General features: G+C 67.4%; 17 protein-coding genes. 7 read left to right on the forward strand and 10 right to left on the reverse strand.

Going from position 1 to position 25,848, the window contains the following annotated elements:
- A complete protein-coding gene (locus tag A9976_RS04015) occupies window positions 1-1,221 on the reverse strand; it encodes an MFS transporter (RefSeq protein WP_012205411.1) in 1,221 nt (406 codons plus the stop codon).
- A gap of 122 nt (window positions 1,222-1,343) precedes the next feature.
- Between A9976_RS04015 and A9976_RS04020 the strand changes: the two genes are divergently transcribed.
- Window positions 1,344-1,940, forward strand: a complete 597-nt coding sequence (locus A9976_RS04020; protein ID WP_183017915.1) for a TetR/AcrR family transcriptional regulator — start codon at window positions 1,344-1,346, stop codon at window positions 1,938-1,940.
- 63 nt (window positions 1,941-2,003) lie between these two features.
- Here the strand turns inward: A9976_RS04020 and A9976_RS04025 are convergent, their stop codons facing one another.
- From A9976_RS04025 to A9976_RS04035, 3 genes are read right to left on the reverse strand one after another with little or no spacing between them, the layout of a single operon-like run.
- On the reverse strand, window positions 2,004-2,864 hold the full coding sequence (locus A9976_RS04025; protein ID WP_063326258.1) for an oxaloacetate decarboxylase: 861 nt from the start codon (window positions 2,862-2,864) through the stop codon (window positions 2,004-2,006).
- A 44-nt stretch (window positions 2,865-2,908) separates the two neighbouring features.
- On the reverse strand, window positions 2,909-3,919 hold the full coding sequence (locus A9976_RS04030) for a tripartite tricarboxylate transporter substrate binding protein (protein ID WP_183017916.1): 1,011 nt from the start codon (window positions 3,917-3,919) through the stop codon (window positions 2,909-2,911).
- A gap of 44 nt (window positions 3,920-3,963) precedes the next feature.
- On the reverse strand, window positions 3,964-4,974 hold the full coding sequence (locus tag A9976_RS04035; RefSeq protein ID WP_183017917.1) for a tripartite tricarboxylate transporter substrate binding protein: 1,011 nt from the start codon (window positions 4,972-4,974) through the stop codon (window positions 3,964-3,966).
- A 219-nt stretch (window positions 4,975-5,193) separates the two neighbouring features.
- Between A9976_RS04035 and prpR the strand changes: the two genes are divergently transcribed.
- Window positions 5,194-7,191 carry a propionate catabolism operon regulatory protein PrpR gene (gene prpR, locus A9976_RS04040; protein WP_183017918.1) on the forward strand — a complete coding sequence of 666 codons (1,998 nt, stop codon included), beginning with the start codon at window positions 5,194-5,196 and terminating at the stop codon, window positions 7,189-7,191.
- Window positions 7,192-7,206: 15 nt separating this feature from the next.
- Here the strand turns inward: prpR and A9976_RS04045 are convergent, their stop codons facing one another.
- On the reverse strand, window positions 7,207-8,040 hold the full coding sequence (locus A9976_RS04045) for a hypothetical protein (RefSeq protein ID WP_259649097.1): 834 nt from the start codon (window positions 8,038-8,040) through the stop codon (window positions 7,207-7,209).
- A 355-nt stretch (window positions 8,041-8,395) separates the two neighbouring features.
- Between A9976_RS04045 and A9976_RS04050 the strand changes: the two genes are divergently transcribed.
- Window positions 8,396-9,424: a hypothetical protein gene (locus tag A9976_RS04050; RefSeq protein WP_183017919.1), complete on the forward strand. Its 1,029-nt coding sequence runs from the start codon at window positions 8,396-8,398 to the stop codon at window positions 9,422-9,424.
- A gap of 34 nt (window positions 9,425-9,458) precedes the next feature.
- Here the strand turns inward: A9976_RS04050 and A9976_RS04055 are convergent, their stop codons facing one another.
- Window positions 9,459-9,962 (reverse strand): GNAT family N-acetyltransferase, encoded by a 504-nt coding sequence (locus A9976_RS04055; protein ID WP_183017920.1) that lies wholly within the window; start codon window positions 9,960-9,962, stop codon window positions 9,459-9,461.
- Window positions 9,963-10,070: 108 nt separating this feature from the next.
- Entirely contained in the window at window positions 10,071-11,009 is a 939-nt protein-coding gene (locus A9976_RS04060; RefSeq protein ID WP_183017921.1) for a LysR family transcriptional regulator, read from the reverse strand.
- A gap of 67 nt (window positions 11,010-11,076) precedes the next feature.
- On the opposite strand from A9976_RS04060, the gene A9976_RS04065 reads away from it, so the two are divergent.
- Window positions 11,077-12,009 carry a pyridoxal-phosphate dependent enzyme gene (locus A9976_RS04065; protein WP_183017922.1) on the forward strand — a complete coding sequence of 311 codons (933 nt, stop codon included), beginning with the start codon at window positions 11,077-11,079 and terminating at the stop codon, window positions 12,007-12,009.
- A 34-nt stretch (window positions 12,010-12,043) separates the two neighbouring features.
- On the opposite strand, the gene prpF is transcribed toward A9976_RS04065, so the two are convergent.
- From prpF to A9976_RS04080, 3 genes are read right to left on the reverse strand one after another with little or no spacing between them, the layout of a single operon-like run.
- Entirely contained in the window at window positions 12,044-13,255 is a 1,212-nt protein-coding gene (gene prpF, locus A9976_RS04070; protein ID WP_183017923.1) for a 2-methylaconitate cis-trans isomerase PrpF, read from the reverse strand.
- 1 nt (window position 13,256) lies between these two features.
- Window positions 13,257-15,923 (reverse strand): Fe/S-dependent 2-methylisocitrate dehydratase AcnD, encoded by a 2,667-nt coding sequence (acnD, locus tag A9976_RS04075; protein WP_183017924.1) that lies wholly within the window; start codon window positions 15,921-15,923, stop codon window positions 13,257-13,259.
- A gap of 49 nt (window positions 15,924-15,972) precedes the next feature.
- Complete coding sequence (locus tag A9976_RS04080; RefSeq protein ID WP_183017925.1) at window positions 15,973-16,953, reverse strand: tripartite tricarboxylate transporter substrate binding protein; 981 nt, start codon at window positions 16,951-16,953, stop codon at window positions 15,973-15,975.
- 549 nt (window positions 16,954-17,502) lie between these two features.
- On the opposite strand from A9976_RS04080, the gene A9976_RS04085 reads away from it, so the two are divergent.
- The 3 genes from A9976_RS04085 (at window position 17,503) to A9976_RS04095 (ending at window position 25,826) form a co-directional block, all read left to right on the forward strand.
- Window positions 17,503-20,760, forward strand: a complete 3,258-nt coding sequence (locus A9976_RS04085; protein ID WP_259649098.1) for an EAL domain-containing protein — start codon at window positions 17,503-17,505, stop codon at window positions 20,758-20,760.
- A gap of 133 nt (window positions 20,761-20,893) precedes the next feature.
- Complete coding sequence (gene smc, locus A9976_RS04090) at window positions 20,894-24,421, forward strand: chromosome segregation protein SMC (RefSeq protein WP_183017927.1); 3,528 nt, start codon at window positions 20,894-20,896, stop codon at window positions 24,419-24,421.
- Window positions 24,422-24,479: 58 nt separating this feature from the next.
- On the forward strand, window positions 24,480-25,826 hold the full coding sequence (locus A9976_RS04095; protein ID WP_183017928.1) for a cell division protein ZipA C-terminal FtsZ-binding domain-containing protein: 1,347 nt from the start codon (window positions 24,480-24,482) through the stop codon (window positions 25,824-25,826).
- Window positions 25,827-25,848: the final 22 nt, after the last annotated feature.

Below are 25,848 nucleotides of genomic sequence, written 5' to 3' on the forward strand. Positions count from 1 at the left end.
TCAGGTGCAGGCAGCGGCTGCGTCTTCGGCAGGCGGGCTCTCTTTCGCACGGGCCTGGCGTGCGGCCAGCACGCCCAGGGCCCACATGGCGACACCGGCCAGCAGCGCCACCACGAAGGAAATGCGCGCGCCCCACAGGTCGGTGGCCCAGCCTGCAGCGGCCGCGCCCAGGGCCACGCCCATGGCAATGCCGGTCAGCAGCCAGGTCATGCCTTCGGTCAGGCGCTGGTGCGGCACCTGCTGCTCCACCAGGCCCATGGCCACGGTGATGGTCGGCCCGAAGGTAATGCCGGCCAGCAACACGGCCAGGGTCAGCGTGAACACATTGGTGGCCAGCAGCAGGGGCACGGCCGTGATGCACACCGAGGCGCCCACCCAGGCAATCTGGCGGTGCAGCGGCGCCTTCAGGCGCAGCGTGCCGAACACCAGTCCCATCACGCAGGAGCCCAGCGCATAGAACGACAGCACGATGCTGGCCGCCGCCGGCTGGCCCTGCTGCGTGGCAAAGGCCACGCTGGCCACGTCGATGGTGCCCACGATGATGCCCTGGGCCAGCATGAACAGCGCCAGCGTGCGCACCACGGGATGGCGGGCCAGCGATTGCTGGCGCGTGCGCTGCTGCGATGTGTCCACCGGCGGCTCGGTGCGGCGCTGGGCCACGAACAGGGCCACGCCCACCAGCAGCAGCAAGGAGGCGGCCAGCGGCCCGGCCTCGGGGAACAGCACCATGCTCAGGCCCACCGACAGCGGCGGGCCGACGATGAAGCAGACATCGTCCAGCACGGCCTCCAGCGCATAGGCCGTCTGCAGCTGGGGCGTGCCGCGCAGCAGCACGGTCCAGCGCGCACGCACCATGGCCGGCATGCTGGGCAGGGCGCCCACCAGCGCTGCCAGTACCAGCAGCAGCCAATCCGGCCCCTGCCAATGCGCGCAGGCCAGCAGCGCAAACATGGCGGCAGCACTCACGGCCGCTGCCCAGGGCAGGACCTTGCGCTGGCCATGGCGGTCCACCAGGGCCGAGATGCGTGGAGCCAGCACCGCAATGGACAGCGCAAAGCAGGCCGCCACCGCACCGGCAAGCGTGTAGGCGCCGCGCTGCTGGGACAGCATGGTGATCAGGCCGATACCCGTCATCGACAGGGGCAGGCGGGCCAGGAGACCGGCCAGCACAAAGGCGGCCGTGCCGGGCCGGGTGAACAGCTGGCGGTAGGCGTGGAACATGGAAACCTCGGAAAACGGACAGGCCGCTGCAATCACATACGCGGCGTATGTCAGCGATTCTACGGGTTGCCCATGACGCACCGTATCATTGGCATACGTTTTGTATGTGAATGGAGTGCGCCATGCGCAAAAGCCGGGCCAGCATGATCGAGGAGACACGCGCCAAGCTCATCGAGGCTGCGCGCGAGGCCTTCGGCAGCCAGGGCTATTCCCAGGCCTCCATGGACGAATTGACGGCCAAGGCCGGGCTGACGCGTGGCGCGCTGTACCACCATTTCGGTGGCAAGCCGGGCTTGCTGGCCGCCGTGGTGGCGCAGATGGATGCCGAGATGGACGCACGCCTGGAGCAGGTGCTGGCCGACCATGCAGACCCCTGGGAGGGGTTCCTGGCCTACTGCCGTGCCTACCTGGCCATGGCGCAGGAGGGCGAGATACGCCGCATCGTGCTGCAGGATGCGCGCGCCGTGCTCACGGGCACGGACCAGGGCGAGCAGCACCGCGCCTGCATCGCCTTCGTGGCCGGCTACCTGGAGCAGCTCATGGAGCGCGGCGTGATCGTGCGCGCCAGCCCGCTGGCCATGTCGCGGCTGCTCAATGGCTGCCTGGTGGAATCCGCGTTCTGGATTGCCGAGGAAGGGGCACCCCCCGAACGCCTGCAGCAGGCGCTGCAGGCGCTGGAGTTGACGCTCAAGGGGTGGAAGGCGCCTGCGAGGGGCTGAGCGGCTGAGCGGCGCTGTGCCAGCCCGCCCTCGCTCGAACTTCACTCGCGCTTCACTCGTGCTTCACTCGTACTTCTTTTCCAGCGCGTCCCAGAACGGCTTGTTGACCAGGCGCTGACGCTCGGCAAACGGGGCCACCACGGCGGGGTTCTCGTCCACCCTGCGCTCGTTGCGCAGTTGGCCCAGCGCCTTTTGCATGCCGGCCACGGCGCCTTGCAGCGCGGCATTGGCATACAGCACCAGGCCATAGCCCAGATCTGCCAGCTCGCCCGCGTCGGTGATGGGCGTCTTGCCTCCGATCACCATGTTCATCAGCTGCGGCGTGGACAGGCGCTGGGGCAGGGCGCGGATCTCATCGGCCTGGGTCACGGCCTCCACGAAGAGGATGTCGGCTCCCGCCTCGGCAAAGCGCTGGGCGCGCTCGACGGCGGCCTCGAAGCCCTGCGTGGCGCAGGCATCGGTGCGCGCCATGATCAGCGTGCCCTGGTCGCGGCGCGCGTCCACGGCGGCCTTGATCTTGCCCAGCATCTCGTCGGTGGAAATCACTTCCTTGCCATTGAAATGGCCGCAGCGCTTGGGGCTGATCTGGTCCTCGATCTGGATGCAGTCGGCGCCCGCGCGCTCCAGCGTGCGCACCGCATGGTAGGTGTTGAGCGCGTTGCCGAAGCCGGTGTCGGCATCGACGATCAGCGGCAGATCCACGGCATCACGGATTCGGGCCGTGTGGTCGGCGATGTCGGTCAGGCCCATGAAGGCCTGGTCGGGCAGGCCGAACCACATGTTGGTCACGCCGGCTCCGGTCACATAGATGGCCTCGAAGCCGAGATCGGCCACGACGCGCGCGGACAGTGCGTTGAATGCGCCGGGCACGAGCACGCCGCGGCGCGCTTCGGCCAGGGCCTTGAGTTGTTGCTTGGTGTTCATGGAGGGTTCTGTTGGATGAAGAAAAGTGCTGCGCGGGTGGACGCTCAGTCCAGCGTGATGTTGGCGTTCTTGATCACCGGGCCCCACTTGGCGCGCTCGGCCTCGATGAACTTGCCGTAGGCCTGGGGCGTGCCGCCCATGACCATGCCGCCCGTGTTCTCGATCATGGCGCGCACCTCGGCGTCCTTGAGTGCCTCGTTCACGGCCTTGTTCAGGCGCTCGATCACGGCCGGAGGCGTGCTGGCCGGCGCGATCATGCCCAGCCAGTTGTATGACTCGAAGCCCTTGATGCCCGCCTCATCCAGCGTGGGCACGCTGGGCAGCACCTTCAGGCGCTGTTTGCTGGACACGGCCAGGGCCTTGACCTTGTCGCCCTGGATGGCGGGCAGGGCCGCATAGCCCATCTCGAACATGAAGGCCAGGTGGCCGCCCATCAGGTCGGTGGCTGCCAGCGCGCCGCCCTTGTAGGGCACATGGACCATGTCCGTGCGCGTCTGGAAGGCCAGCAGCTCGCCCGACAGGTGGTGGGCACCGCCCACGCCCGACGATCCATAGGTCAGCGTGCCCGGCCTGGCCTTGGCTGCAGCCACCAGCTCGGCCACGGTCTTGAACGGCTGGTTGGGCGCCGTGGTCAGGATCAGCGGCGCCTCTTCGATCAGGATGATGGGCTGCAGGTCGCGTGCGGCGTTGTAGGGCAGCTTTTTCATCAGCATGGGATTGGTCACCAGCGGGCCTGGCGAGCCGAAACCGAAGGTATGGCCGTCCGTGGCCTTGGCGATGGCATCCGTGCCCGTCACGCCGCCCGCGCCGCCGCGGTTGTCGATCACGATGGGCTGGCCCAGGCTCTGGCCGATCTTGTCGGCGATCTTGCGGGCCCGTGTATCGGCAAAGCCGCCGGCCGCATAGGGCACGATGAGCTTGATGGGGCGCGAGGGCCAGGCATCTGCGCCCTGGGCCACGGCGGTGGCGGGGGCGGCGAGCAGGGCCGCAGCGGCGGCGGTGGTGCTCAGGGCCAGTCCCAGGCTCAGGCGGAGGGTATTGCGGCGGGTATTCATGGTGTCTTGTCTCGGTTGGAGTCCGTGGTTGTGGCGGGAGCGACTCACTTTTCCTGCATGTTCGCGGCCTTGACGATCTCGCCCAGGCGCTTGCGCTCGGAATCGGTGAATTTCACGAACTCGGCGCGCGTGCCGCCAATGGGCTCGATGCCCAGGCCCTTGAGTTTCTCCACGGTGGCCGGCTCCTTCATGGCCTGGTCCACGGCGGCGGCCAGCTTGTCCAGGATGGCGGGCGGCGTCCCCTTGGGCGCATGGATGCCGGCCCAGTGCGCGATCTGCAGTTCGGCAAAGCCCTGCTCCACGGCAGTGGACAGTTGCGGATAGGCGGAGATGCGCTGCGTCCAGGTCGTGGCCAGGGCCTTGAACTTGCCCTCATTGAGGATGTGGGGCAAGGCGATGATGCTGGCCTCCGACGTGCCCTCCACCTGGCCGCCCAGCACGGCCGTCGTGCTTTCCGATCCGCTCTTGTAGGGCACGGGCTGCAGCTGTGCGCCGTACTTCACGTTCAGCATCTCGGCCACGAAATGCGGCGTGCTGCCCGTGCCGGCCGTGGCGAAATTGAAGCCCTGGCCCTTCTTCGATGCCTCGACGAAATCGCGCAGATTCTGGTAGGGCGCGTTCTTGGGAACCACGATCACCGAAGGCGCCAGCCCGATCATGGCCACGGGCACCAGCGCATCGTCCTTGAACGGCATGGTCTTCTTGATCATGCTGTTGGAGATCACGCCGGCCGCGCTCACCAGCAGGGTGTAGCCATCGGGCTGGGCCTTGGCCACGATGTCGGCGCCCACGGTGCCGCCTGCGCCGGGCCGGTTGTCGATGACCACGGGCTGGCCCAGGATTTTGGACGCACCTTCGGCGGCCGAGCGGGCCATCAGGTCGTTGGCGCCGCCTGCCGAAAACGGCACCACCAGGCGGATGGGACGGGTGGGCCAGGCATCGGCGGCGCCAGCAGCCCGTGCAGCGAAGGAGCAGGTCACGCCGGCCAGCGGCAGCGCGGCGGCAAGCAGGGTGGCCAGGGCGGTGCGGCGGGGCAGGCGGGATGGCTGGTTCATGGGGTCTCCTGGAAATACTTGAAATGATTGAAACGCCAGCCCTGTTTGCAAGTGGCATGCCACTGGATCAAAGGGTAAACCCTTGTTCTTGCAAGTTGTTGATATGAATGGGTTTTGTGATCCTTGAAAAGCCTGCTCTGCACGCATTCACCGATTCGCCCGGTGCGATGTTGCATGAATGAAATAATCGGTTGCATGAATGAATCAGTTGTGCCTTCCATGCATGCAATCCCTGCCGGCCCCCGTGCAGCCTGGCCGCGCGTCGTCACCGTGGGCCGCCATCGTATCGGCCGCGTGCTGGAGCGGATGTCGCTGGCCGTGGGCGATCAGGTGCGCGTGGAGCATGTCAGCGCGGCCTTTGACGATGCCGTGCAGGCCGTGCGTGCGCTGCAGGCGGTCGAGCCCGTAGACGCCCTGGTGGCCGCCGGGGCCAGCGGCGCCTGGGTGCGCGAGCGGGTCGATATCCCCGTCGTCATGATCGAAGTGCGCGGGTTCGACCTGCTGCAGGCGCTGGCCAGCGCGCGTGCACTGGCCCAGTCCGGCGGCACGCCGCGCATCGGGCTGGTGTCATTCGACCATCCCTCGCCGCACCTGGCCCAGTTCGACGCGCTGTTCGGCGCCGGCATTGCCCAGTTCAGCTACCACGGGCCCGAGGATGCCCAGGCCTGCGTGCGTGCGCTGCAGGCCGCCGGCGTGGGCGCCGTCGTCGCGCCCGGCCTGGTGGCAGATCTGGCCGAGCAGGCAGGCATTCCCAGCGTGCTGCTGTACTCCGACGGCGCCGTGCTGCAGGCCCTGCGCGACGCCGTGCTGCTGGCCCGCCACCGCCATGCCGAGCGCGCCCGCCACCAGCGGCTGGAAACCGTGCTCGGCCAGTTGCAGGACGGCGTGGTCGCCGTGGATACGCAAGGCTGCATCCAGGCACTGAACCCCACCATGGCGGCCCTGCTGGGAGCGCCTGCCAATGCGCTGCATGGCCGGCTGCTGGACGAGGTGGCGCCCGCGCTGGCGCTGGCACAGGCGCTGCAGTCGCAGTCCCTGGAGCCCGAGGGCAGTGAAGACGTGGTCCAGCTGGCCATGCGCACTCTGGTGGTGCGGCGCGCGCCCATCGTGGAAAACGGCCAGCTCACGGGCGCCTTGCTGGTCTGCCGCGACCCCGCCACCATCCAGCGCGCCGACCGCCACCTGCGCGCCAATCGCAGCCTGCGCGGCGCGGGCGTGCGCTGGCGCATCGAAGACTATGCGGGCGACAGCGAGCCCGCCCAGCGCGTGCGCCGCCTGGCGCGCCAGTTCGCGGCCAGCGATGCCACCGTGCTCATCCAGGGCGACAGCGGCACGGGCAAGGAGCTGCTGGCCCAGGGCATGCACCGCGCCAGCCGGCGCGCGGCCCAGCCTTTCCTGGCGGTGAACTGCGCGGCCCTGGGGGAAAGCCTGCTGGAGAGCGAACTCTTCGGCTATGACGAAGGCGCTTTCACCGGCGCGCGGCGCGGCGGCAAGACCGGGCTGATCGAGGCGGCCCACACGGGCACCTTGTTCCTGGACGAGATCGGCGACATGCCGCTGGCCCTGCAGTCCCGCCTGCTGCGCGTGCTGCAGGAGCGCGAAGTGCTGCGCGTGGGCTCCACCACGCCCGTGCCGGTGGACCTGCGCGTCATCGCCGCCACGCATGCCGATCTGGCGGCCCTGGTCGAGCGCGGTGAATTCCGGCGTGACCTGTTCTACCGCCTGGCCGTGCTGCGCCTGTCCATGCCCGGACTGCACGAACGCGGACAGGGCGATGTCCAGGCCCTGGCCCGCGCCATGCTGGCACGGCGCTTGCACACGCAGTCGCTGCAGGCGGAAGGCCCATCGCTGGAGTCCTTGCTGGCGGCCTTGCTGGAGCTGGCATCCGGCCACCGCTGGCCCGGCAATGCGCGAGAGCTGGACAACTGGGTGGAACGCCTGCTGGCCTGCCGCCAAGACCTGCGCGACAGCGCGGGCCGCGTGGACATGGGCCGGTTGCGGGAGCTGTTTCCTGAATGCGACGGGGCTGGGCAGGGTGCCATGCAAGCCTTGCCAGCACAGCAGCGGCAACTGCAGTTGCGCGAGGCACGGCGCGATGCCGAGCGCCAGCGCATGCGCGAAGTGCTGGAGCAGGTGCAGGGCGACCAGCGCCGCGCCTGCGAGATCCTGGGCATCAGCCGGGCCACGCTGTGGCGGCGGTTGCGCGACAGCCGTTGATCGCGCACTTGCGTCCTATTCCCGCTGCAAGGCGGGATCCACCTGCAGGGCGTCGGGATAGCAACGGGGTGTAGCCAGGAAAATGGCTCCCCGGTGCTCGCAGATGCCGGTGATGAATTGCCTGAAGTTGTAGACGCCGGGCTGTTGCGGCGACCCGAGGTAGAGCCGGGCACTGAGGTTTCCGAATTCGTCCACCTTCAAATGCTTGGCTTCATATGCGAAATCATTGATTCTTTCGCCCCAGACACATCGTGCGCTTCCCTTGGAGTGGAATCCATCGCCGGCAGGTTTCAAATCACCGGTGTATTGGCAGCCGCCGGAAGAATTGCTGGGCGCCTCAGTCATGGTCAGCGTATTTTCCCCTGCCTGGATGGTGATCCTGCCCGGGCTCAGGCTGGCGTATTCGGAGGAGTTGGAGTGTACGAATTTGCCATTGAGCCGTTTCCTGAGATCCTCGAACTGGAAGCGCTGCAGGCGCTGTGGCGCCTCGCCGGGCAGGGTGATCGTGGCTGTGGTGGAAGTGTCAAACACGATCTGTACCGGCCCTGCCTCCTGCGCCAACTCGCCATCTCGCGCCTGGCCACCCAGCGCGCGGCCATTGCGATATTCCGTGAGCACGCCGTCAAACTGCTTGCCGTCCTTGAGCGTGCCTGCGGTCTGCAGGAACAGGGATGATCCATCGGCACGGTAGCCGAAATAGGTCAGGATCAGCGTGGAGCCACCCTGCCTGTCGATCTGAATGCCGCGCCCGGGCTTGCCATTGAGCTCCTCGCCAATGCTCCACATGCCCGAATCCGGAAGAATGGCCAGCGCGGGCGTGGAAATGAAGGCGGCAAGGGCCGCGGCCATGAGGCCATTCAGTCGCTTTGACATGCTTGCTCCGTTGTGAGAGGTGAATCGAATGGAAGCCGACTTTAACCGCGATTCACTTGGGCATATTGAGCGACCCGTCACACCGGAGGAATTTGACCTTTTTCAGGTTGAATGCGATTTTCGTATGAGGGTCGGCAGATGTGTCATGCCCAGTGCCAGCACCCAGGCAGGAGCGCACGACCTGCGTGATGCAGACGTTCCTGCTTCGCGGTGCCGCTCGCCTTCCAGGGCTCCTCTTCACTGGTCAAAATGTCCAGTACCGACCGTTGCGGGCTGTCTATCATCGTCCCCAACAAACATGAAGCATTGGGAGTGAAATAGAGTGAGTTCCTTGAATCCCCTGGAGAATTTCGACACCAGTCACTGGAAAACCGGCGACAAGTCTTGGATGAAGGAGCGCGAGAAGCAGTGGCCGGAGATCGAGCAAATGCTCTATGCGCTGGAAATGACCAAGAAGGGCCGGGGGATCGTCAAGAGGTACTTCCTCAAAGGCTCCCTCCCCCATTGGAAAAAGCTCCACGACTGGGACCGTGATTCCACGGTGCGCCATTTGAATCTGCTGCTGTTCCTGTACCTGCACCCTTCCCAGGATGACACGGTGCTGCGTCCTTTGCGAGACCAGTTCATGGAGAACCCTCAGGCGCTACCGGGAGATCGCCTCGGAGGTTTCACTTTGCTCTTCAGCATCGGGCAGGGCTATGCAACTTCAGGGGGCACGCGCCTAGTCAGCACGTCCGGATTGGAAAAAGAATTGCCCCTCGCTGTGTCTCAGCTTCCTGACGCCCCTGCGCCCTATGCAGATTGCAAAAGTGTGGAGATACATACCAACGGGCACAACGAACGGCTGTTCAACCTGATGCTCCCAGATCTGTCTCAAAGCACTGTGCAGTTGCCAGTGACCCGAGACACCTACGTCGGCACAGCACCCAGATACTTCCCATGGGACCACGAAGAGCTCCCGTTGAGATCCTTCCGTTTTGAACTGCATAACCTGTGGACCATGGGCCAATGGCTGGCATTTCCTGCCACATCCAGCCAGGGCTACAACGACATGATCTTTCAGTACGAGAGGCCTCTGGATCTCTGGTACCAGGATGTTGCCAAGTCAGCAGCCCCCGAGGGGAGGTGGTTGGAACCTGTGCTGATTGGTCTGTACCGGATCTTCCAGTTCGACCTTGACAACGAGCCCGACGAAAGTCCGCGCACGCGCTTTGTGCGGCGGATGCGGTCATTGTTGACAGAGAGACAATTCTCGGAGTCCTTCCAAGCCCTGGTCAAACTGGCCAAAAACGATGGCATTGCCGTGCGAAACCCCTGGAGCGACGAGCCAAAACTGAGATCTCGCAGCTTGCCCCGCTGACATTCCGCAAGCGACCAAGACCGCGCGGCACAACCTAAGCGGCCAGCATCGCCCAGCGCTCATGGTCTCGCCAGCGGGTTCCAACCTTCATGAACGCCGGCGAGAAGCCCTCCAGCTTGAAGCCGCATGACTTGGCCAGTGCAATGGCTGCCTTGTTCTCAGGTTGGATGTTGGCTTCCAGTCGATGCAGCTTCAGTGTCCTGAAGGCCTGCTTCACGACATGCGCGAGGCCTTCCTTCATCAGGCCCTTTCCCTCAAAGCCCGAGAACGCATAGAAATCGATCAGGCCACAGCGAAACGGATCCATCACGATGTTCGTGATCTGAACGATTCCGGCAAAACCGTCGCTGTGCCACTCCCAGATCACAAAGGCGGTTCCAGCCGGCTCCTGCAAGCGTGCCAGGTAGCTCTGAAATTCCTGCGGTGTGCTGGGGGGCGACACCCATGGCGCGTGCAGTTTGCGGCTTTGGCTGGCACCTTTGATGAACTCTGTCTCCAGATCCGCTGTCAGCTCCGAAACATAGATGTTCGTGTCCATGATCTCCCTCAGATGTGAAGCCGAAAGTGTATCGACGCAGGTGCGTGCGCTGCCGGTCAACGCCTCGCGGCCACCCCACAGGTTTGTCAAGCGCTTGCCGCTGTGGTGCTAGCCACGCTGGACCGGCGGCCCACCAGCCCCGCCCAGCCGCTCGGCCAGGAAATCGACCATCACGCGCAGTTTGAGCGGCAGGTGGCGCGTGGGGGAGTGAAGAATCCACAGCTGGCCGCTGTAGTTGGGCAGAAAGCTCCAGTCCGGCAGCACCTGCACGATGCGCCCGTCCGCAAGGGCCTCGCGCGCCGTGAAGCGGGGCAGGCTGGCGATGCCTAGGTGCTGCAGCACGGCGTCCAGCCGCACGCCTGTGTGGTTGGCGGCATAGCGCCCGCGCACGGCCACGGTGACGGTCTTGCCTTGGCCGCGCAGCTTCCAGTGCGCGTCGCCGGGCTCCTCCCCCAGGTAGATGCAGCTGTGGGCCTTGAGGTCCAGCGGATGCACGGGCGTGCCGTTCCGGGTCAGGTATTGGGGCGAGGCGCACAGCAGATGGTCGATGTCCATCAGGTGGCGGCCCATGAGGCCTGGCGGCGGGTGGTTGGTGATGCGTATGGCCAGGTCCACGGGATCGTCGATCAGGTCCATGTAGCGGTCTTCCAGCCGCATCTGTACATCGACCTCCGGATACAGGGCCAGGAAGTCGGGCATGTGGGGATGGACCACGGTACGGCCCACGGCCTTGGGCACGCTGATGCGCACCAGGCCGCGCGGCTGCGCGTCCTGCAGCAGGGATGCGGCCATGACGGCCTGGGCGGCGCCCACCATGTCCAGGCAGCGCGCATGTACCTCGCGGCCGGCCTCGCTCAGGCGCAGCTTGCGCGTGGTGCGTTCCAGCAGGCGCAGGCCCAGAGCCTTTTCCAGCCGCGCCACGCCCCGGCTGGTGGCCGATGGCGTGCTGCCCAGCTGGCGCGCGGCCTCGGAGAAGCTGCCCGTGTCCACGACCTTGACGAAGATGGCCATTTCCCCGAGCAGGGGCAGGGCTTGATTTGTGCTCACAGTGCAAAGAATATTTGAAAAGCCAAGGGATTATCGCGGCTGAGCGCCAGTTCTACACTGCCACCCCATGCCTTTGCACACCTTCACACCCCTTATTCCGTCCCATGCCCTGAGCCACGCCGGTGGTCCCGAAATCTGGCTCAAGCTGGAGGCGCTGCAGCCCTGTGGCTCGTTCAAGCTGCGCGGCATAGGCCATGCCTGCGAGACCCTGGCGCGCCAGGGCAAGAAGCGCTTTGTGGCCTCGTCGGGCGGCAATGCGGGCATTGCCGTGGCCTATGCCGGGCGGCAGTTGTCCATGCCCGTCACCGTGGTCGTGCCGCAAACCACGACCGAGCACGCGCGGGCGCTGATCCGTGCACAGGGTGCCGAGCTGATCGTGCATGGCAGCGTCTGGGACGAAGCCAATGCCCTGGCCCAGTCCCTGCTGGGGGCTGAGGATGCCTTTGTCCATCCGTTTGACGACCCGCTGCTGTGGGCGGGGCATTCCACCCTGGTCGATGAGCTGGCCGCTGCCGACTTCAAGCCCGACGCTGTGGTGCTGGCCGTGGGCGGCGGCGGCCTGCTGGCCGGCGTGGTGCAGGGCCTGGAGCGCCATGGCTGGACCGATGTGCCCGTGATTGCAGCGGAGACAGCCGGTGCCGATTCCCTGGCGCAGTCGCTGGCCCAGGGCCGCCGCGTGCTGCTGGACCGCATCACCAGCGTGGCCACCTCGCTGGGCGCGCGCCAGGTCTGCCAGCGGGCCTTCGATCTGGCGCAGGTGCACCCCGTGCACAGCGCCGTGGTGACGGACGCGCAGGCGCTGGACGCCTGCCTGCGCTTCATTGACGACCATCGCCTGCATGTGGAGCCTGCCTGCGGTGCCGCGCTGGCCCTTGCCTACGCAGGCGCACCTGCGCTGCAGGGCTTCAATCGCGTGCTGGTGGTGGCCTGCGGCGGCACGACGAACACGCTGGAGCAACTGCAGACGTGGCACGCAGCGGCGCTGAGAGCCCAGGCGTGAGCACGGCCCAGGCCTGAAGCCGGGCCCTGCGCATTCACGCGGCGTCCAGCACCTCGCCAGGCACCCTGATCCAGCCTTCCATCAGGATGCGCGCGCTGCGGCTCATCAAGGCCTTGGTCACCTGCCACTGGCCATTCACCAACCGGGCCTCGGCGCCCACGCGCAGCGTGCCGGAGGGATGGCCGAAGCGAACGGCGCCGCGTTCGCCGCCGCCCGCCGCCAGATTCACCAGCGTGCCCGGCACCGCTGCCGCCGTGCCTATGGCCACCGCCGCCGTGCCCATCATGGCGTGGTGCAGCTTGCCCATGGACAGGGCGCGCACCAGCAGGTCCACATCGCCTGCCTCGATGCGCTTGCCGCTGGAGGCCGTGTAGGGCGCTGGCGGTGCCACAAAGGCGATTTTTGGCGTGTGCTGGCGCCTGGCGGCTTCGGACAGTTCCTGGATCAGGCCCATCTGCAGGGCGCCGTGGGCGCGTATGGCCTCGAAGCGCGCCAGCGCCTCGGCATCGCCGTTGATGGCGTCCTGCAGCTCGCAGCCCGTGTAGCCCAGTTCCTTTGCGTTCAGGAAGATGGTCGGAATGCCCGCATTGATCAGCGTGGCTGCAAAGCTGCCGACTCCGGGAACATCCAGCCGGTCCACGAGGTGGCCCGTCGGGAACATGGCTCCTCCGTCCTCTCCCTCATCGGCAGGGTCCAGGAACTCCAACGCCACCTCGGCCGCAGGAAAGGTCACGCCATCGAGCTCGAAGTCGCCCGTCTCCTGCACTTGGCCGTTCGTGATGGGCACATGGGCCACGATGGTCTTGGCAATATTGGCCTGCCAGATGCGGAGGGTGGCCGTGCCGTTGCGCGGGATGCGCGCCGGGGCTATCAATCCCATGTGGATGGCGCAGGGCCCCACGGCGGCCGAGAGATTGCCGCAGTTGCCGCTCCAGTCCACGAAGGGCTGGTCGATGGCGACCTGGCCGAACAGGTAGTCCACGTCATGGCCTTCGCGCGTGCTGGCCGAGAGAATCACGGCCTTGCTGGTGCTCGACGATGCATTGCCCATGCCGTCGATCTGCTTGCCGTAAGGGTCGGGGCTGCCCAGGGCGCGCAGCAGGATGGCGTCGCGCACGGGGCCCGGCTGTTGCGCAGCCTCCGGAAGGTCTTGCAGGCGAAAGAACACGCCCTTGCTGGTGCCGCCGCGCAGGTAGGTGGCGGGAATGCGGATCTGGGGAAGAAAGGTTTCGGGGATCGCGCCCATCTCAGGCCTCCTGTGTTGCTGCTTGTGCTTGTATCTGTGTCTGTTTTTGCGGTGACTGCGCCAGGAAGTCCTGCGCAAAGCGCTGCAGCACCCCGCCGGCCTCGTACACCGACACCTCCTCGGCCGTGTCCAGCCGGCAGGTCACGGCCACGCGCAGCGTCTGGCCGTTGCGGCGTTCGATCACCAGCGTGAGTTGGGCGCCCGGCGTGCGCTCGCCTTCCACCCCATAGACTTCCGTGCCGTCCAGCCCCAGGGTTCTGCGGTCGGTGCCCGGCAGGAACTGCAGCGGCAGCACGCCCATGCCTATGAGGTTGGTGCGGTGGATGCGCTCGAAGCCTTCGGCCACCACGGCCTCGACTCCGGCCAGCCGCACTCCCTTGGCGGCCCAGTCGCGGCTGGAGCCCTGGCCGTAGTCGGCGCCCGCGATGATGATCAGCGGCTGGCGGCGGTTCAGGTAGGTTTCCATGGCCTCCCACATGCGCACCACGCGGCCTTCGGGCTCGATGCGCGCCAGCGAGCCCTTGTGCTGCACGCCGTCGATGACGGCCATCTCGTTGACCAGCTGCGGGTTGGCGAAGGTGGCGCGCATGGCGGTGAGGTGGTCGCCGCGGTGGGTGGCGTAGGAGTTGAAGTCTTCCTCGGGCAGGCCCATGCGCGCCAGGTATTCGCCCGCCGCGCTGTCGGCCAGGATGGCGTTGGAGGGCGAGAGGTGGTCGGTGGTGATGTTGTCGGGCAGCAGGGCCAGCGGTCGCATGTTGCGCAGCGTGCGCGGGAAGGCCGCCAGCGCGCCCACGCCTTCGGTATCCCAGTACGGCGGGCGGCGTATGTAGGTGGACTGGGGGCGCCAGTCGTACTGGGGCGATACCCGCTCGCCATCGTCGCAGCGGATGGCGAACATGGGTTCGTAGACGGCGCGGAACTGCGCAGGTTTGACCGCTTGTTCAACGATGGCGTCGATCTCCTCGTCGGCGGGCCACAGGTCCTTCAGGCGGATCTCCCGGCCGTCCACCACGCCCAGCACGTCCTGCTCGATGTCGAAGCGGATGGTGCCCGCCAGCGCATAGGCCACGACCAGCGGCGGCGAGGCCAGGAAGGCCTGTTTGGCCTGGGGATGGATGCGCCCGTCGAAGTTGCGGTTGCCCGAGAGCACGGCCGTGGCGTAGAGGTCGCGCTCGACGATCTCCTGCTGGATGGCGGGGTCCAGCGCGCCGCTCATGCCGTTGCAGGTGGTGCAGGCAAAGGCGACGATGCCAAAGCCCAGCTGCTCCAGCTCGCTGAGCAGGCCGGCCTCCTTCAGATACAGCTCCACGGCCTTGGAGCCCGGCGCCAGCGAGGATTTGACCCAGGGCTTGCGCGCCAGGCCCAGGCGATTGGCATTGCGCGCCAGCAAGGCGGCGGCGATGACGTTGCGCGGGTTGCTGGTGTTGGTGCAGCTGGTGATGGCCGCGATGATGACGGCCCCATCGGGCATCAGGCCTTGCGCCTCCTGGGTGCGGGCGGCCTGCAGTTTTGCGGCATCGGCAATGCCGCGCTCGGCCAGGGCCGAGGTGGGCAGGCGCCGGTGCGGATTCGAGGGGCCGGCCATGTTGCGCACCACGGTGGACAGGTCGAACTGCAGCACGCGCTCGTACTCCACCCCGGCCAGGGTGTCGCTCCACAGGCCTGCGGTGCGCGCATAGGCCTCGACCAGGCGCACCTGGGCCTCGTCGCGGCCGGTCAGGCGCAGGTAGGCCAGCGTCTGGTCGTCAATGGAGAACATGGCCGCCGTGGCGCCGTATTCGGGGCACATGTTGGAGATGGTGGCGCGGTCGCCGATGCTCAGGCTGTCGGCGCCTTCGCCAAAGAATTCCACATAGGCTCCGACGACTTTTTGCTGGCGCAGGAATTCGGTCAGGGCCAGCACGATGTCGGTGGCCGTGATGCCCGCCTGGCGCCGGCCCGTGAGGCGCACGCCCACGATGTCGGGCAGGCGCATCCAGCAGGCACGGCCCAGCATGACGTTCTCGGCCTCCAGCCCGCCCACGCCCACGGCGATCACGCCCAGGGCATCGACATGGGGCGTGTGCGAGTCGGTGCCGACGCAGGTGTCCGGGAAGGCCAGGCCATCCTGCACGGTGACCACGGGGGACATCTTCTCCAGATTGATCTGGTGCATGATCCCGTTCCCTGCAGGGATCACATCCACGTTGGCAAAGGCCTTCTTCGTCCACTCGATGAAGTGGAAGCGGTCCTCGTTGCGGCGGTCCTCGATGGCGCGGTTCTTCGCAAAGGCGTCGGGATCGAAGCCGCCGCACTCCACGGCCAGCGAGTGGTCCACGATGAGCTGCACGGGAACGACAGGGTTGACCTGGGCGGGGTCGCCGCCTTCGGCGGCAATGGCATCGCGCAGGCCGGCCAGGTCCACCAGGGCGGTCTGGCCCAGGATGTCGTGGCAGACCACGCGCACGGGGTACCAGGGGAAGTCGATGTCGCGGCGGCGCTCGATGAGCTGCAGCAGGTAGCCGTCCAGCTGCTCGGGATCGGCGCGGCGCACGAGGTTTTCGGCATGGACGCGGGCGGTGTAGGGCAGGCGCGCCCAGGCACCGGGCGAGAGGGCATCGACGGCGGCGCGGGCGTCGATGTAGTGCAGCTTGGTGCCGGGCAGGGGTTTCTTGTAGCGAAGGGTCATGGGGGCGGATGGATTCTCGGGCCGAGGTGAGCCGATTACTGTGCGCGGACTACTGTGCGCGGATTTCGTTGTCTTTCACCACCTTGGCGTAGCGTGGAATCTCGGACTGGATCAGGGCGCCGAACTGGGCCGGTGTGCCCCCTGCCGGGGACACGCCCGTGGGCTCCAGCTGGGCCAGTAGTGCCGGTGCCTTGAGGCCGGTATCCAACGCCGCATTGATGCGCGACAGCACGGCGGGCGGCAGGCCCTTGGGCGCGAGCAGGCCGTGCCAGGCCACCACGTCATAGTCCGGCAGGCCGCTTTCGGCCACCGAAGGAATCCCGGGATAGGCGGGCAGGCGCTGGGCCGTGGTCACGGCCAGGGCGTGCAGCTTGCCGCTCTTGACATGCTGCATCAGCGCCTCGGTGCCGGCCACCAGCATGTCCACATTGCCCGACAGCAGATCGGTCACGGCCGGGCCCGTGCCGCGATAGGGCACATGCGTGGCCTTGACCTTGGCCATGCCGAACAGGTACTCGGTCACGATGTGAAGATGGCTGCCATTGCCGGCCGAGGCAAAGGTCAGCTTGCCCGGGTTCTCACGCGCATAGGTCAGCAATTCCTGCAGGTTTCTGGCGGGCACGCGGGGGCTTACGCAGACCACGTAGGCGCCTTTGGACAGCTGGATCACGGGCGTCATGTCGGCCACGGGGTCGAAGCGCAGCTTGTACAGCGAAGGGTTGACCGTATAGCTGCCCGCCACCAGCAGCAGCGTGTAGCCATCGGCCGCCGAGCGCAGCGCGTACTCGGTGCCCAGCGTGCCACCGGCGCCAGGCCGGTTCTCCACCACCACGGGCTGGCCCAGCCTGTCGTTGAGCACATTGGAGGCCACGCGCGCAATGAAGTCCGAACCGCCGCCGGGCGCGAAGGGGCAGACGATCTTCAGCGACTTGCTGGGAAAGGCCTCCTGGGCCAGGCCCGGGTGCGGCAGCGCAAGGCCGGCCAGCGGGGCGGGCAGGGCGGCGCAAAAGCGGCGGCGGTTGATGCTCATGGGTTTGTGTCTCCTGCAGAGTTATGGTTGGCAGTGCGCCAGGCTTGTTGCAAGCACCATGCCATCCGGCTCAAGGGGAAACCCGTGCAAGCCCCGCAGCCTGCTGCCAGAGGCCCGGAGACTGTGACGCCGTCTGCCGCCGCACAATTCGTTTCACTGATGTTTCAAAACTGCTGCCTTTGATTTCATGGATGAGGGCTTGTGCAATGCCTCGCCCTTCGCCCCTGGCGCGGCAAGTCTCGGCAGGCCCGGCACATGGGCTCGGGTGCAAGCACCTTGCCGCCTGCAGTCTAGGGTTTGCCCGTGGAGGTCTTCAGCAAGAGCGTATCCCGACGATAGAGCAAAGGCGTTTGTAGGATTGGTCTTACATATGATTTGCCGGCCGGGTGCCGAAATCCATTTATCCTCGCTCTCTGCTCCACATGGCCTGCCCGGCCTTTTCGGGTGGCTGGCCATGGGGCTGGCAACGAGTGGTTCCGTGCTCCTGGACCGATTCCCCGTGACTGCATATTCAGCCTTAGCCGCTCCATGTCAGCTTTTGCCCAGCGCATGCTTGTAGCCATCCGGACCGCCTGGCCAGCCGCCACCGTCATGGCGGTGGGCATGTGCCTGAGCGCAGCGCTCGCTCTGCAGCAGCAGCGGGCGCTGGAGCGCATCGACCTGCAACGCCACACGCAACAGGCCCAGTCTGCCCGCCAGGCGCTGGAGATGCGCCTGGATGCCTATGCCGTCATGGTCCAGCATGTGGCCAACCAGCTGGCCGCCTCTCCCGAGATGGGACAGCAGGCCTTTGCGCGCATTGCGCAGGCGCTGCGCATACAGATACAGCCCGGCATGCAGGCGCTGACCTTTACGCGGGCTGCAACGGAGCGCGGCCCGGGCAGCCAGGATCCGCCAGCCTCGTTCAGGCCCGATCCCCACTATTTCTTCATCGACTATCTCTGGCCGCTGGAAGGCAATGAATCCATCGCCGGCCTGGACATGCACGACCGCCCCAGTCTCATGGCCAGCATGCTGCGCAGCCGGGACAGCGCGGCCGCCGTGGTATCGGCGCCATTTGCAATGAAGCAGCCCGGCGAGCATGCCACCGCCGTGCTGGTGCGCGCGCCGGTCTTTGCGCTTGCCGACCACCAGTCCCCGGATGGCACGGCCGCGCATCCGCTGTTCCTTGGAACGGCCGACGTCAGCATACGTGTGCACGACCTGGTGCAGGACCTGCATGAGCGCGGCTTCCTGGGCCGGCTTGCGCTGGCCATGCATGACGCAGGCCCGGTCTCGCCCCTGCCACCGGCAGGCGTATCGCCGCTGCCGCTGTATCTGGGCGCTGCCTGGCCCGAGCGCGGGCACGAGGCAGCAGGCCTTGGCGATACCGGCCAGGTGGTGCTGGAGCAGACGCTGCAGGCCCAGGACCGGCTGTGGCGGCTGAACTTCATTCCCGTGAGTACGGCCCTGTCCTGGGCGGAGCGTGCCCAGCCTCTGGTTCTGTTTGCGCTGGGCATGCTGGTGTCGGCCCTGCTGGCCTCGCTGGCGGCAGCCTGGTGGCGGCGCCATCCGTCCAGCTGGGCCCAGCTGCGCGCCTCTTCCCGCAGCATGCGCGAGAGCGATGCCCGCTTTCAGGCACTGTTCGAGCAGGCCGCCGTGGGCGTGGTGCAGATCGACGCGGCCAGCGGCAATGTCCTGCATGTGAACCGCAGGTATTGCGACATCACCGGCCATGAGGCGCCGCAGCTGTGCCAGCGTCCCCTGCTGGCCCTGGTCGCCGCCGAAACGGTGGAGGGTGACCGGCTGCTGCTGCAGGAGCTGGCTGCGGGCCAGCGCGGCGCCCTGCAGATCGAGCGGCAACTGCGGCGCAGCAACGGCAGCCTGGTCTGGGTGGAACTGCACATCTCCGCGCTGGGCCAAGGCCCGTCGCTGCGGCTGATGGCCCTGGTGCAGGACATCAGCGCACGCCGCCACTTGCAGCAAATGCAGCGCGACGGATCGCGCCACCTGCGCATGGTCATCCAGCGCCTGCCCCTGGGCCTGGCCATGCTGCAGGAGGATGGCCGCTTCGCCTACTGGAACGAGGAATTCATGCGCCTGGCAGGCCATGGCGCGACGGCCGGCATGGATGGCGACGGATGGTGGCGCAACATGTGCCCGGACGAAGCCCGCCGCCAGCGCATGCAGCGCCGCTTCGAAGCCGCGCAGGCGCGGGCGCGCGTTGCCCAAAGCCCCCATGGTAGCGAGTCCGACAGCTGCGGTACCCTCAACTCCGAGGAGTACCAACTCATAGGCAGCGACGGCTGCACGCGCTCCGTATCCATCGGCGGGATGCTGCTGGACGAAGGCTGCCTGCTGATCCTGCAGGACCAGAGCCAGCGCAAGACCGCCGAAGAGGAAATCCGCCGCCTGGCCTTCTACGACGCGCTCACCGGCCTGCCCAACCGCCGCCTGCTGGTGGACCGGCTGCAGCAGGCGCTGGCCTCCAGCCGCCGTCGCGGGCGCTGTGGCGCCGTCATGCTGCTGGACGTGGACAACTTCAAGGCCTTCAACGACAGCCTGGGGCTGGAACTGGGCGATGTGCTGCTGCGCATGATTGCCGAGCGACTGGCCCAATCCCTGGGCCGCGAAGCCACGCTGGCCCGCCACAGCGGCGATGACTTCGTCGTGCTGCTGGAGGACCTGGGCAAGGACTCCATGCACGCCGCCTCCAAGCTCGAAGGCGAGGTCCAGCGCATGCGTTCGCTGCTGCTGCAACCGCTGCAACTGAGTGGCCAGTCCTGCCACATCACGCTGAGCATAGGCGCCAGCCTGTTCGGCGAGCAGGAACTCAGTGCCGACGAGGTGCTGCGCCGTGCCGAGATGGCCATGTACCAGGCCAAGGGCATGGGGCGCAACACGCTGCAGTTCTTCGATCCGCAACTGCAGGCCGTGCTCAGATCGCGCACGGCCATGGAGCAGGAAATGCGCGAGGGCCTGGTGCGCTCGCAATTCGTCCTGTACTACCAGCCGCAGGTGGCGAACGGGCGCATCGTCGGCGCCGAGGGCCTGCTGCGCTGGAACCACCCGCGCGAAGGGCTGGTGCCTCCGTCGCTCTTCGTCTCGCTGGCTGAGGAAACGGGCCTGATCCAGCAACTGGGCGAATGGGTGCTGGGCGAGGCCTGCCGGCAACTGGCGCAATGGGCGGCGGAGCCGGACATGGCCTGCCTGGTGCTGGCCGTCAACGTCAGCCCGCGCCAGTTCCACCAGGCGCGCTTCGTGGAGCAGGTGCTGCAGGCGCTCAAGGAGCACGGTGCCAACCCGCGCCTGCTCAAGCTGGAGCTGACCGAAAGCCTGCTGCTGGCCGACGTGGACGACACGGCGGCCAAGATGGCCACGCTCAAGGCACACGGCGTGGGGTTCTCGCTGGACGACTTCGGTACCGGCTACTCCTCGCTGGCCTATCTCAAGCGCCTGCCGCTGGACCAGCTCAAGATCGATCGCAGCTTCGTGCGCGACGTGCTCAGCGACCCCAACGACGCGGCCATTGCGCGCACCATCGTCGCCCTGGGCACCAGCCTGGGCCTGCAGGTCATCGCCGAGGGCGTGGAGACCGAGGCGCAGCGCCAGTTCCTCGAAGACCAGCACTGCCATGCCTGGCAGGGCTACCTGCTCAGCCCGCCCGTGCCCGTGCGCAGCTTCGAGGCCCTGGTGCGCCAGGCCATCGTGTCGCGCCCTCCGGCCCTGAGCCCGGCGAGCCTGCCGCAGGAGGCGCAAGAGCGGCCCGTGGTGGTGGAGTGCACGGATGGCAGCGGGGTGCCGGACGCCCCCTCGAACCATTCTTGACATTCGACCCGGCCCCGCGCGGGCCGCTTTCCATTCTTGAGCAGGGGTGGCGCGCGGTATCATCCCAAGCTTCCCTGTTGTTCCCCCACGTCCTCATTCGTCCGTTCGCCGCGGACCGCCATCTGCCTGCATCGTGCGCCTGAATTCCATCAAGCTGTCCGGCTTCAAGTCCTTCGCCGAGCCCACCAACTTCATGCTGCCGGGGCAACTGGTGGGCGTGGTGGGCCCCAACGGCTGCGGCAAGTCCAACATCATGGATGCGGTGCGCTGGGTGCTGGGCGAGAGCAAGGCCAGCGAGCTGCGCGGCGAGTCCATGCAGGACGTGATCTTCAACGGCACCACGCACCGCAAGCCGGCCAGCCGCTCCAGCGTGGAGCTGGTGTTCGACAACAGTGACCACCGCGCGGGCGGCCAGTGGGGCCAGTTCGGCGAGATCGCCGTCAAGCGCGTGCTCACGCGCGAGGGCAACAGCAGCTACTTCATCAACAACCAGGCCGTGCGCCGCCGCGATGTGCAGGATGTGTTCCTGGGCACGGGCCTGGGCCCGCGCGCCTACGCCATCATCGGCCAGGGCACGATCAGCCGCATCATCGAGTCGCGCCCCGAGGAACTGCGCCTGTTCCTGGAAGAGGCCGCAGGCGTGTCCAAGTACAAGGAGCGCCGGCGCGAGACCGAGAACCGGCTCTCGGCCACCACCGAGAACCTCACGCGCGTGGAAGACATCCTGCGCGAGCTCAACAACAACCTCGACCGGCTGGAAAAGCAGGCCGAGGTGGCGGCCCAGTACAACGCGCTGCAGTCCCAGGTCACGCTCAAGCAGCAGCAGCTGTGGTTCCTCAAGCGGGCCGAGGCCGAGGCCGAGCAGGACCGCGTGCGCGTGGAGGGCCTGCAGGCCGTCAACGAGCTCGAAGAGCGCATGGCCGACATCCGCAACAACGAAAGCGGACTCGAAACCCTGCGCCAGGCGCACTACGACGCCAGCGACCAGGTCAACCAGGCCCAGGCCAAGCTCTACGAATCCACGGCCGAGGTCGGCAAGCTGGAGGCCGAGATACGCTACGTGCTCGAAGGTCGCCAGCGCGTGCAGCAGCGGCTGCAGCAGCTGTCCGAGCAGGTGCTGCTGTGGAACAGCCGCCGCGAGGAAGCCGAAGCCGAGATCGAGAACCTCGAAGGCGCCGGCATGGACGCCGAGGAACAGGCCGAGATGCTGGCCGCCCAGGTCGAGGAGCAAGGCATGCGCCTGCCCGACCTGGAGGACGCCTTGCGCAATGCCCAGAAGGCCGACGCCGACCAGCGCGCCAGCGTGGTGCAGGTGCAGCAGCAGATCCAGGTGCTGGCCGCCGAGCAGCGCAGCCTGGACGAGCAGCGCCGCCAGTTCGAGACCCGCTTCGAGCGCCTGCGCGCCGACCGCAATGCGCTGGAGACGCCCGACGAGGCCCGCCTGAACAATCTGCAGTCCCAGCTGGAAGAGGCGCGCGAACTGGCCGAAATGGCCGATGCCGTGCTCAACGAGCTGCAGGACTCCGTGCCCCAGCTCGACGAGGACCGCCGCACGCGCCAGCAGGCCGTCAATGCCGAGGCCGCGCGCCACGCGGACCTGTCGGCGCGGCTGGAAGCGCTCAAGGCCCTGCAGGAGAAGGTCAAGACAGACGGCAAGCTCCAGCCCTGGCTGGCCAAGCACGGCCTGGACGGCATGCAGGGCCTGTGGAGCCGCATTGCCATCGAGCCCGGCTGGGAAAACGCGCTGGAGGCCGCGCTGCGCGAGCGCCTGGGCGCGCTGGAAGTGGGCCGGCTCGACATGGTGCGTGGCTTTCTGGGCTCAGGCGGGCACGATGCGCCGCCCGCGCGCCTGGCCTTCTTCAGCCCCCCGCAGGGCGCGCCCGCGCCGGCCGCCGGCCGCTGGCAACACCTGTCGGACCTGCTGCGCGTGAACGATGCCGGCCTGCGCGCCGTGCTCGGCGACTGGCTGCAGGACTGCTACACGGCGCCCACGCTGGAAGAGGCGCTGTCGCGCCGCAGCGAACTGCGGCCCGGTGAAACCGTCTACGTGCCCACGGGCCATGCCGTCAGCAGCCACAGCGTGAGCTTTTATGCGCAGGATTCGGAGCAATCCGGCCTGCTGGCACGCGCCCAGGAAATCGAGCACCTTGAAAAGGAAGTGCGTGCCCAGGCGCTGATCTCCGACGAATCGCGCACGGCCCTGGTGCGTGCCGAAAGCGCCTATGCCGAGGCCTCGCAGCGCCTGGTCGGCGCCCGGCGCGAGGCCAGCGAATCGCAAAGCCGTGCCCACGAGCTGCAGGTCGAGACCCTGCGCCTGTCGCAGCTGGCCGAGCAGGCCCGCGCGCGCAATGCCCAGATCAGCGCCGACCTGGCCGAGGTCGAGGCCCAGCTGTCCGACATCGAGGAGCGCCGCGTGGCGGCCGAGGCCCGCTTCGAAGAACTGGACATGCAACTGGCCGACAGCCAGGAGCGCCATGCCCAGCTCGGCGACAAGGTGCTGGAGTCCGAGCGGCGCCTGAACGAATCACGCGAGCAACTGCGCACCCTGGAACGCCAGGCCCAGGAGGCCACGTTCTCGCGGCGCAGCCTGGAGGCGCGCCGGGGCGAACTCAGCCGCACCATAGAGACGGCCAGCCAGCAGGCCCGCTCCCTGGCCGATGAGCAGCAGCGCGCGCAGGACGAACTCACGCGCCTGACCGATGCCGCGGCCCAGGGCGGCCTGCAGGATGCGCTGGATTTGAAGATGCAGCGCGAGCAGGCCGTGGCCGCGCGCCGCAGCGAATATGACGACCTGACCAACAAGCTGCGCGCCAGCGACGAACGCCGCCAGCAACTGGAAAAGGCGCTGGACCCGCTGCGCCAGCGCATCACCGAATTCCAGCTCAAGGAGCAGGCCGCGCGCCTGGGCCTGGAGCAGTACTCCACTTTGCTGGAGGAGGCCGGCGCCGACCTGGCCGCCGTCTCCCAGTCCATTGCCGAGGCCAATGTGCGCATGCACGGCCTGCAGGGCGAGATCGACCGCCTGCACCGCGAGATCGCGGCCCTGGGCGCGGTCAACCTGGCGGCGCTGGACGAGCTGAAGCTGGCGCGCGAGCGCAAGACCTTCCTCGACGCGCAGACCGAGGACCTGACCCAGGCCATGAACACGCTGGAAGATGCCATCCGCAAGATCGATGCCGAAACGCGCGAGCTGCTGTCGGGCACCTTCGAGACCGTGAACGGGCATTTCGGGCGCATGTTCCCGGAGCTGTTCGGTGGCGGCCAGGCCAAGCTGGTGATCACCGGCGATGAAATCCTCGACTCGGGCGTGCAGGTGATCGCGCAGCCGCCCGGCAAGAAGAACCAGACCATCCACCTGCTGTCCGGTGGCGAGAAGGCGCTGACGGCGATCGCGCTGGTCTTCGCCATCTTCCAGCTCAACCCGGCCCCGTTCTGTCTGCTGGACGAGGTGGATGCGCCGCTGGACGATGCCAACACCGAGCGCTATGCCAAGCTGGTGGCCAGCATGAGCAAGAGCACGCAGTTCCTGTTCATCAGCCACAACAAGATCGCCATGGAAATGGCGCAGCAGCTCATCGGCGTGACCATGCAGGAGCAGGGCGTGTCCCGCATCGTGGCCGTGGACATGGAGTCCGCGCTGTCCATGGCTGAGCTATCCTGAGCATGTCCGCCTCCTTCCGAACCCCATTTGCTGGAACGACGTTTCACTCCTTCATTCCATGAGTAACCTGCAAATCAGTCTGGCCGTCCTGGGCTTTGTGGTGCTGGCCCTGATCCTTGCCTACAACAGCTGGTCCGCGCGCCGCAATGCACCCAAGCGCGCCGACCCCGTCGAAGAGGCGCAGCGCGATCCCTCGCGCCATGAGCCCGGCATGGACACCGTGGGCCACGGCCCGGACCTGACGCACAGCCTGCGCGAGCCCGTGCTGGGCGATTTCGGCACCGCCGCGCCGGGCCAGAGCCCGGCCTCCGCGGACCGCTTTGCCGAAACCGACGCCGAGCTGGCCCATCTGGTCCAGCTCGAAGAGCAGCAGCGCCAGGCCGCGGCCCAGGCTGCGCTGGCGGCCAAGGCCGCCCAGGCAGTGCAGTCCGCGCAGGCAGCCCATGCCCTGCAGGCGGGCGAAGACGCCAGCGCTTCGGCACCCGCATCTGAATCTGTGTCCGCGTCTGCGGCGTCCCCGTCGGCACCGCAGTCCATCGAGCCTTCCCTCAACGACGCGGCCCTGACCAGCGCTGCCGCCAGCCGCCCGGGTCTGGATGCGCTGATCGACGCCATTGCCCCCGTGCAGGTCGGCCAGGCCGTGCCCGGCGAACTGGCGCTGCAGGCCCAGCCCGCCACGCGGCGCGCGGGCAACAAGCCCTTTGCGATCGAGGGCATGAACCAGTCCACCCACCAGTGGGAGCCGCTGCAGCCCGGCCAGCGCTACCTGGGTTTTCAGGCCGGCGTGCAACTGGCCAACCGCACGGGTGCGCTCAACGAGATCGAGTTCTCCGAGTTCGTTGCCAAGGTGCAGCGCTTTGCCGACGCGCTGGGCGCCACGCCCGACGTGCCCGACATGCTGCAGGAAGTGGCGCGAGCGCGCGAGCTCGACCAGTTCGCCAGCGAGCACGACGCCCAGCTCACCTTCATGCTGCGTGCACGCCAGGCCTCCTGGAGCGCGGGCTATGTGCAGCAGAACGCATCGCGCCAGGGCTTTCTGCCGGGCTCCATGCCCGGGCGCATGGCCTTGCCTTCGCCCACGCCCGGCATGCCGCCGGTGCTGGTGCTCAACTACGACCCGCAGGCGGCGATGGCCGACGACCTGGACACCTCGGTGGTGCGCGAGTTCCTGCTGAGCCTGGACGTGCCCCAGGTGCCGCGCGGCGAGCAGGCCTTCGTGCAGCTGCGCCAGGTGGCCGAGCGCCTGTGCCAGACCATGGACGGCGTGCTCTGCGACCAGAACGGCTACCTGCTGCCGGCCATGGCGCTGGACCCCATCCAGCACGACCTGGAACATCTCTATGACAAGCTCGACAGCCGCGAGCTGTCGGCGGGCTCCATGCTGGCGCGGCGACTGTTCAGCTGACGCGGCGCGGTGCCCCTGGTGC

It is taken from the genome of Delftia sp. UME58 (assembly GCF_014170385.1).
GTDB lineage: Bacteria > Pseudomonadota > Gammaproteobacteria > Burkholderiales > Burkholderiaceae_C > Comamonas > Comamonas acidovorans.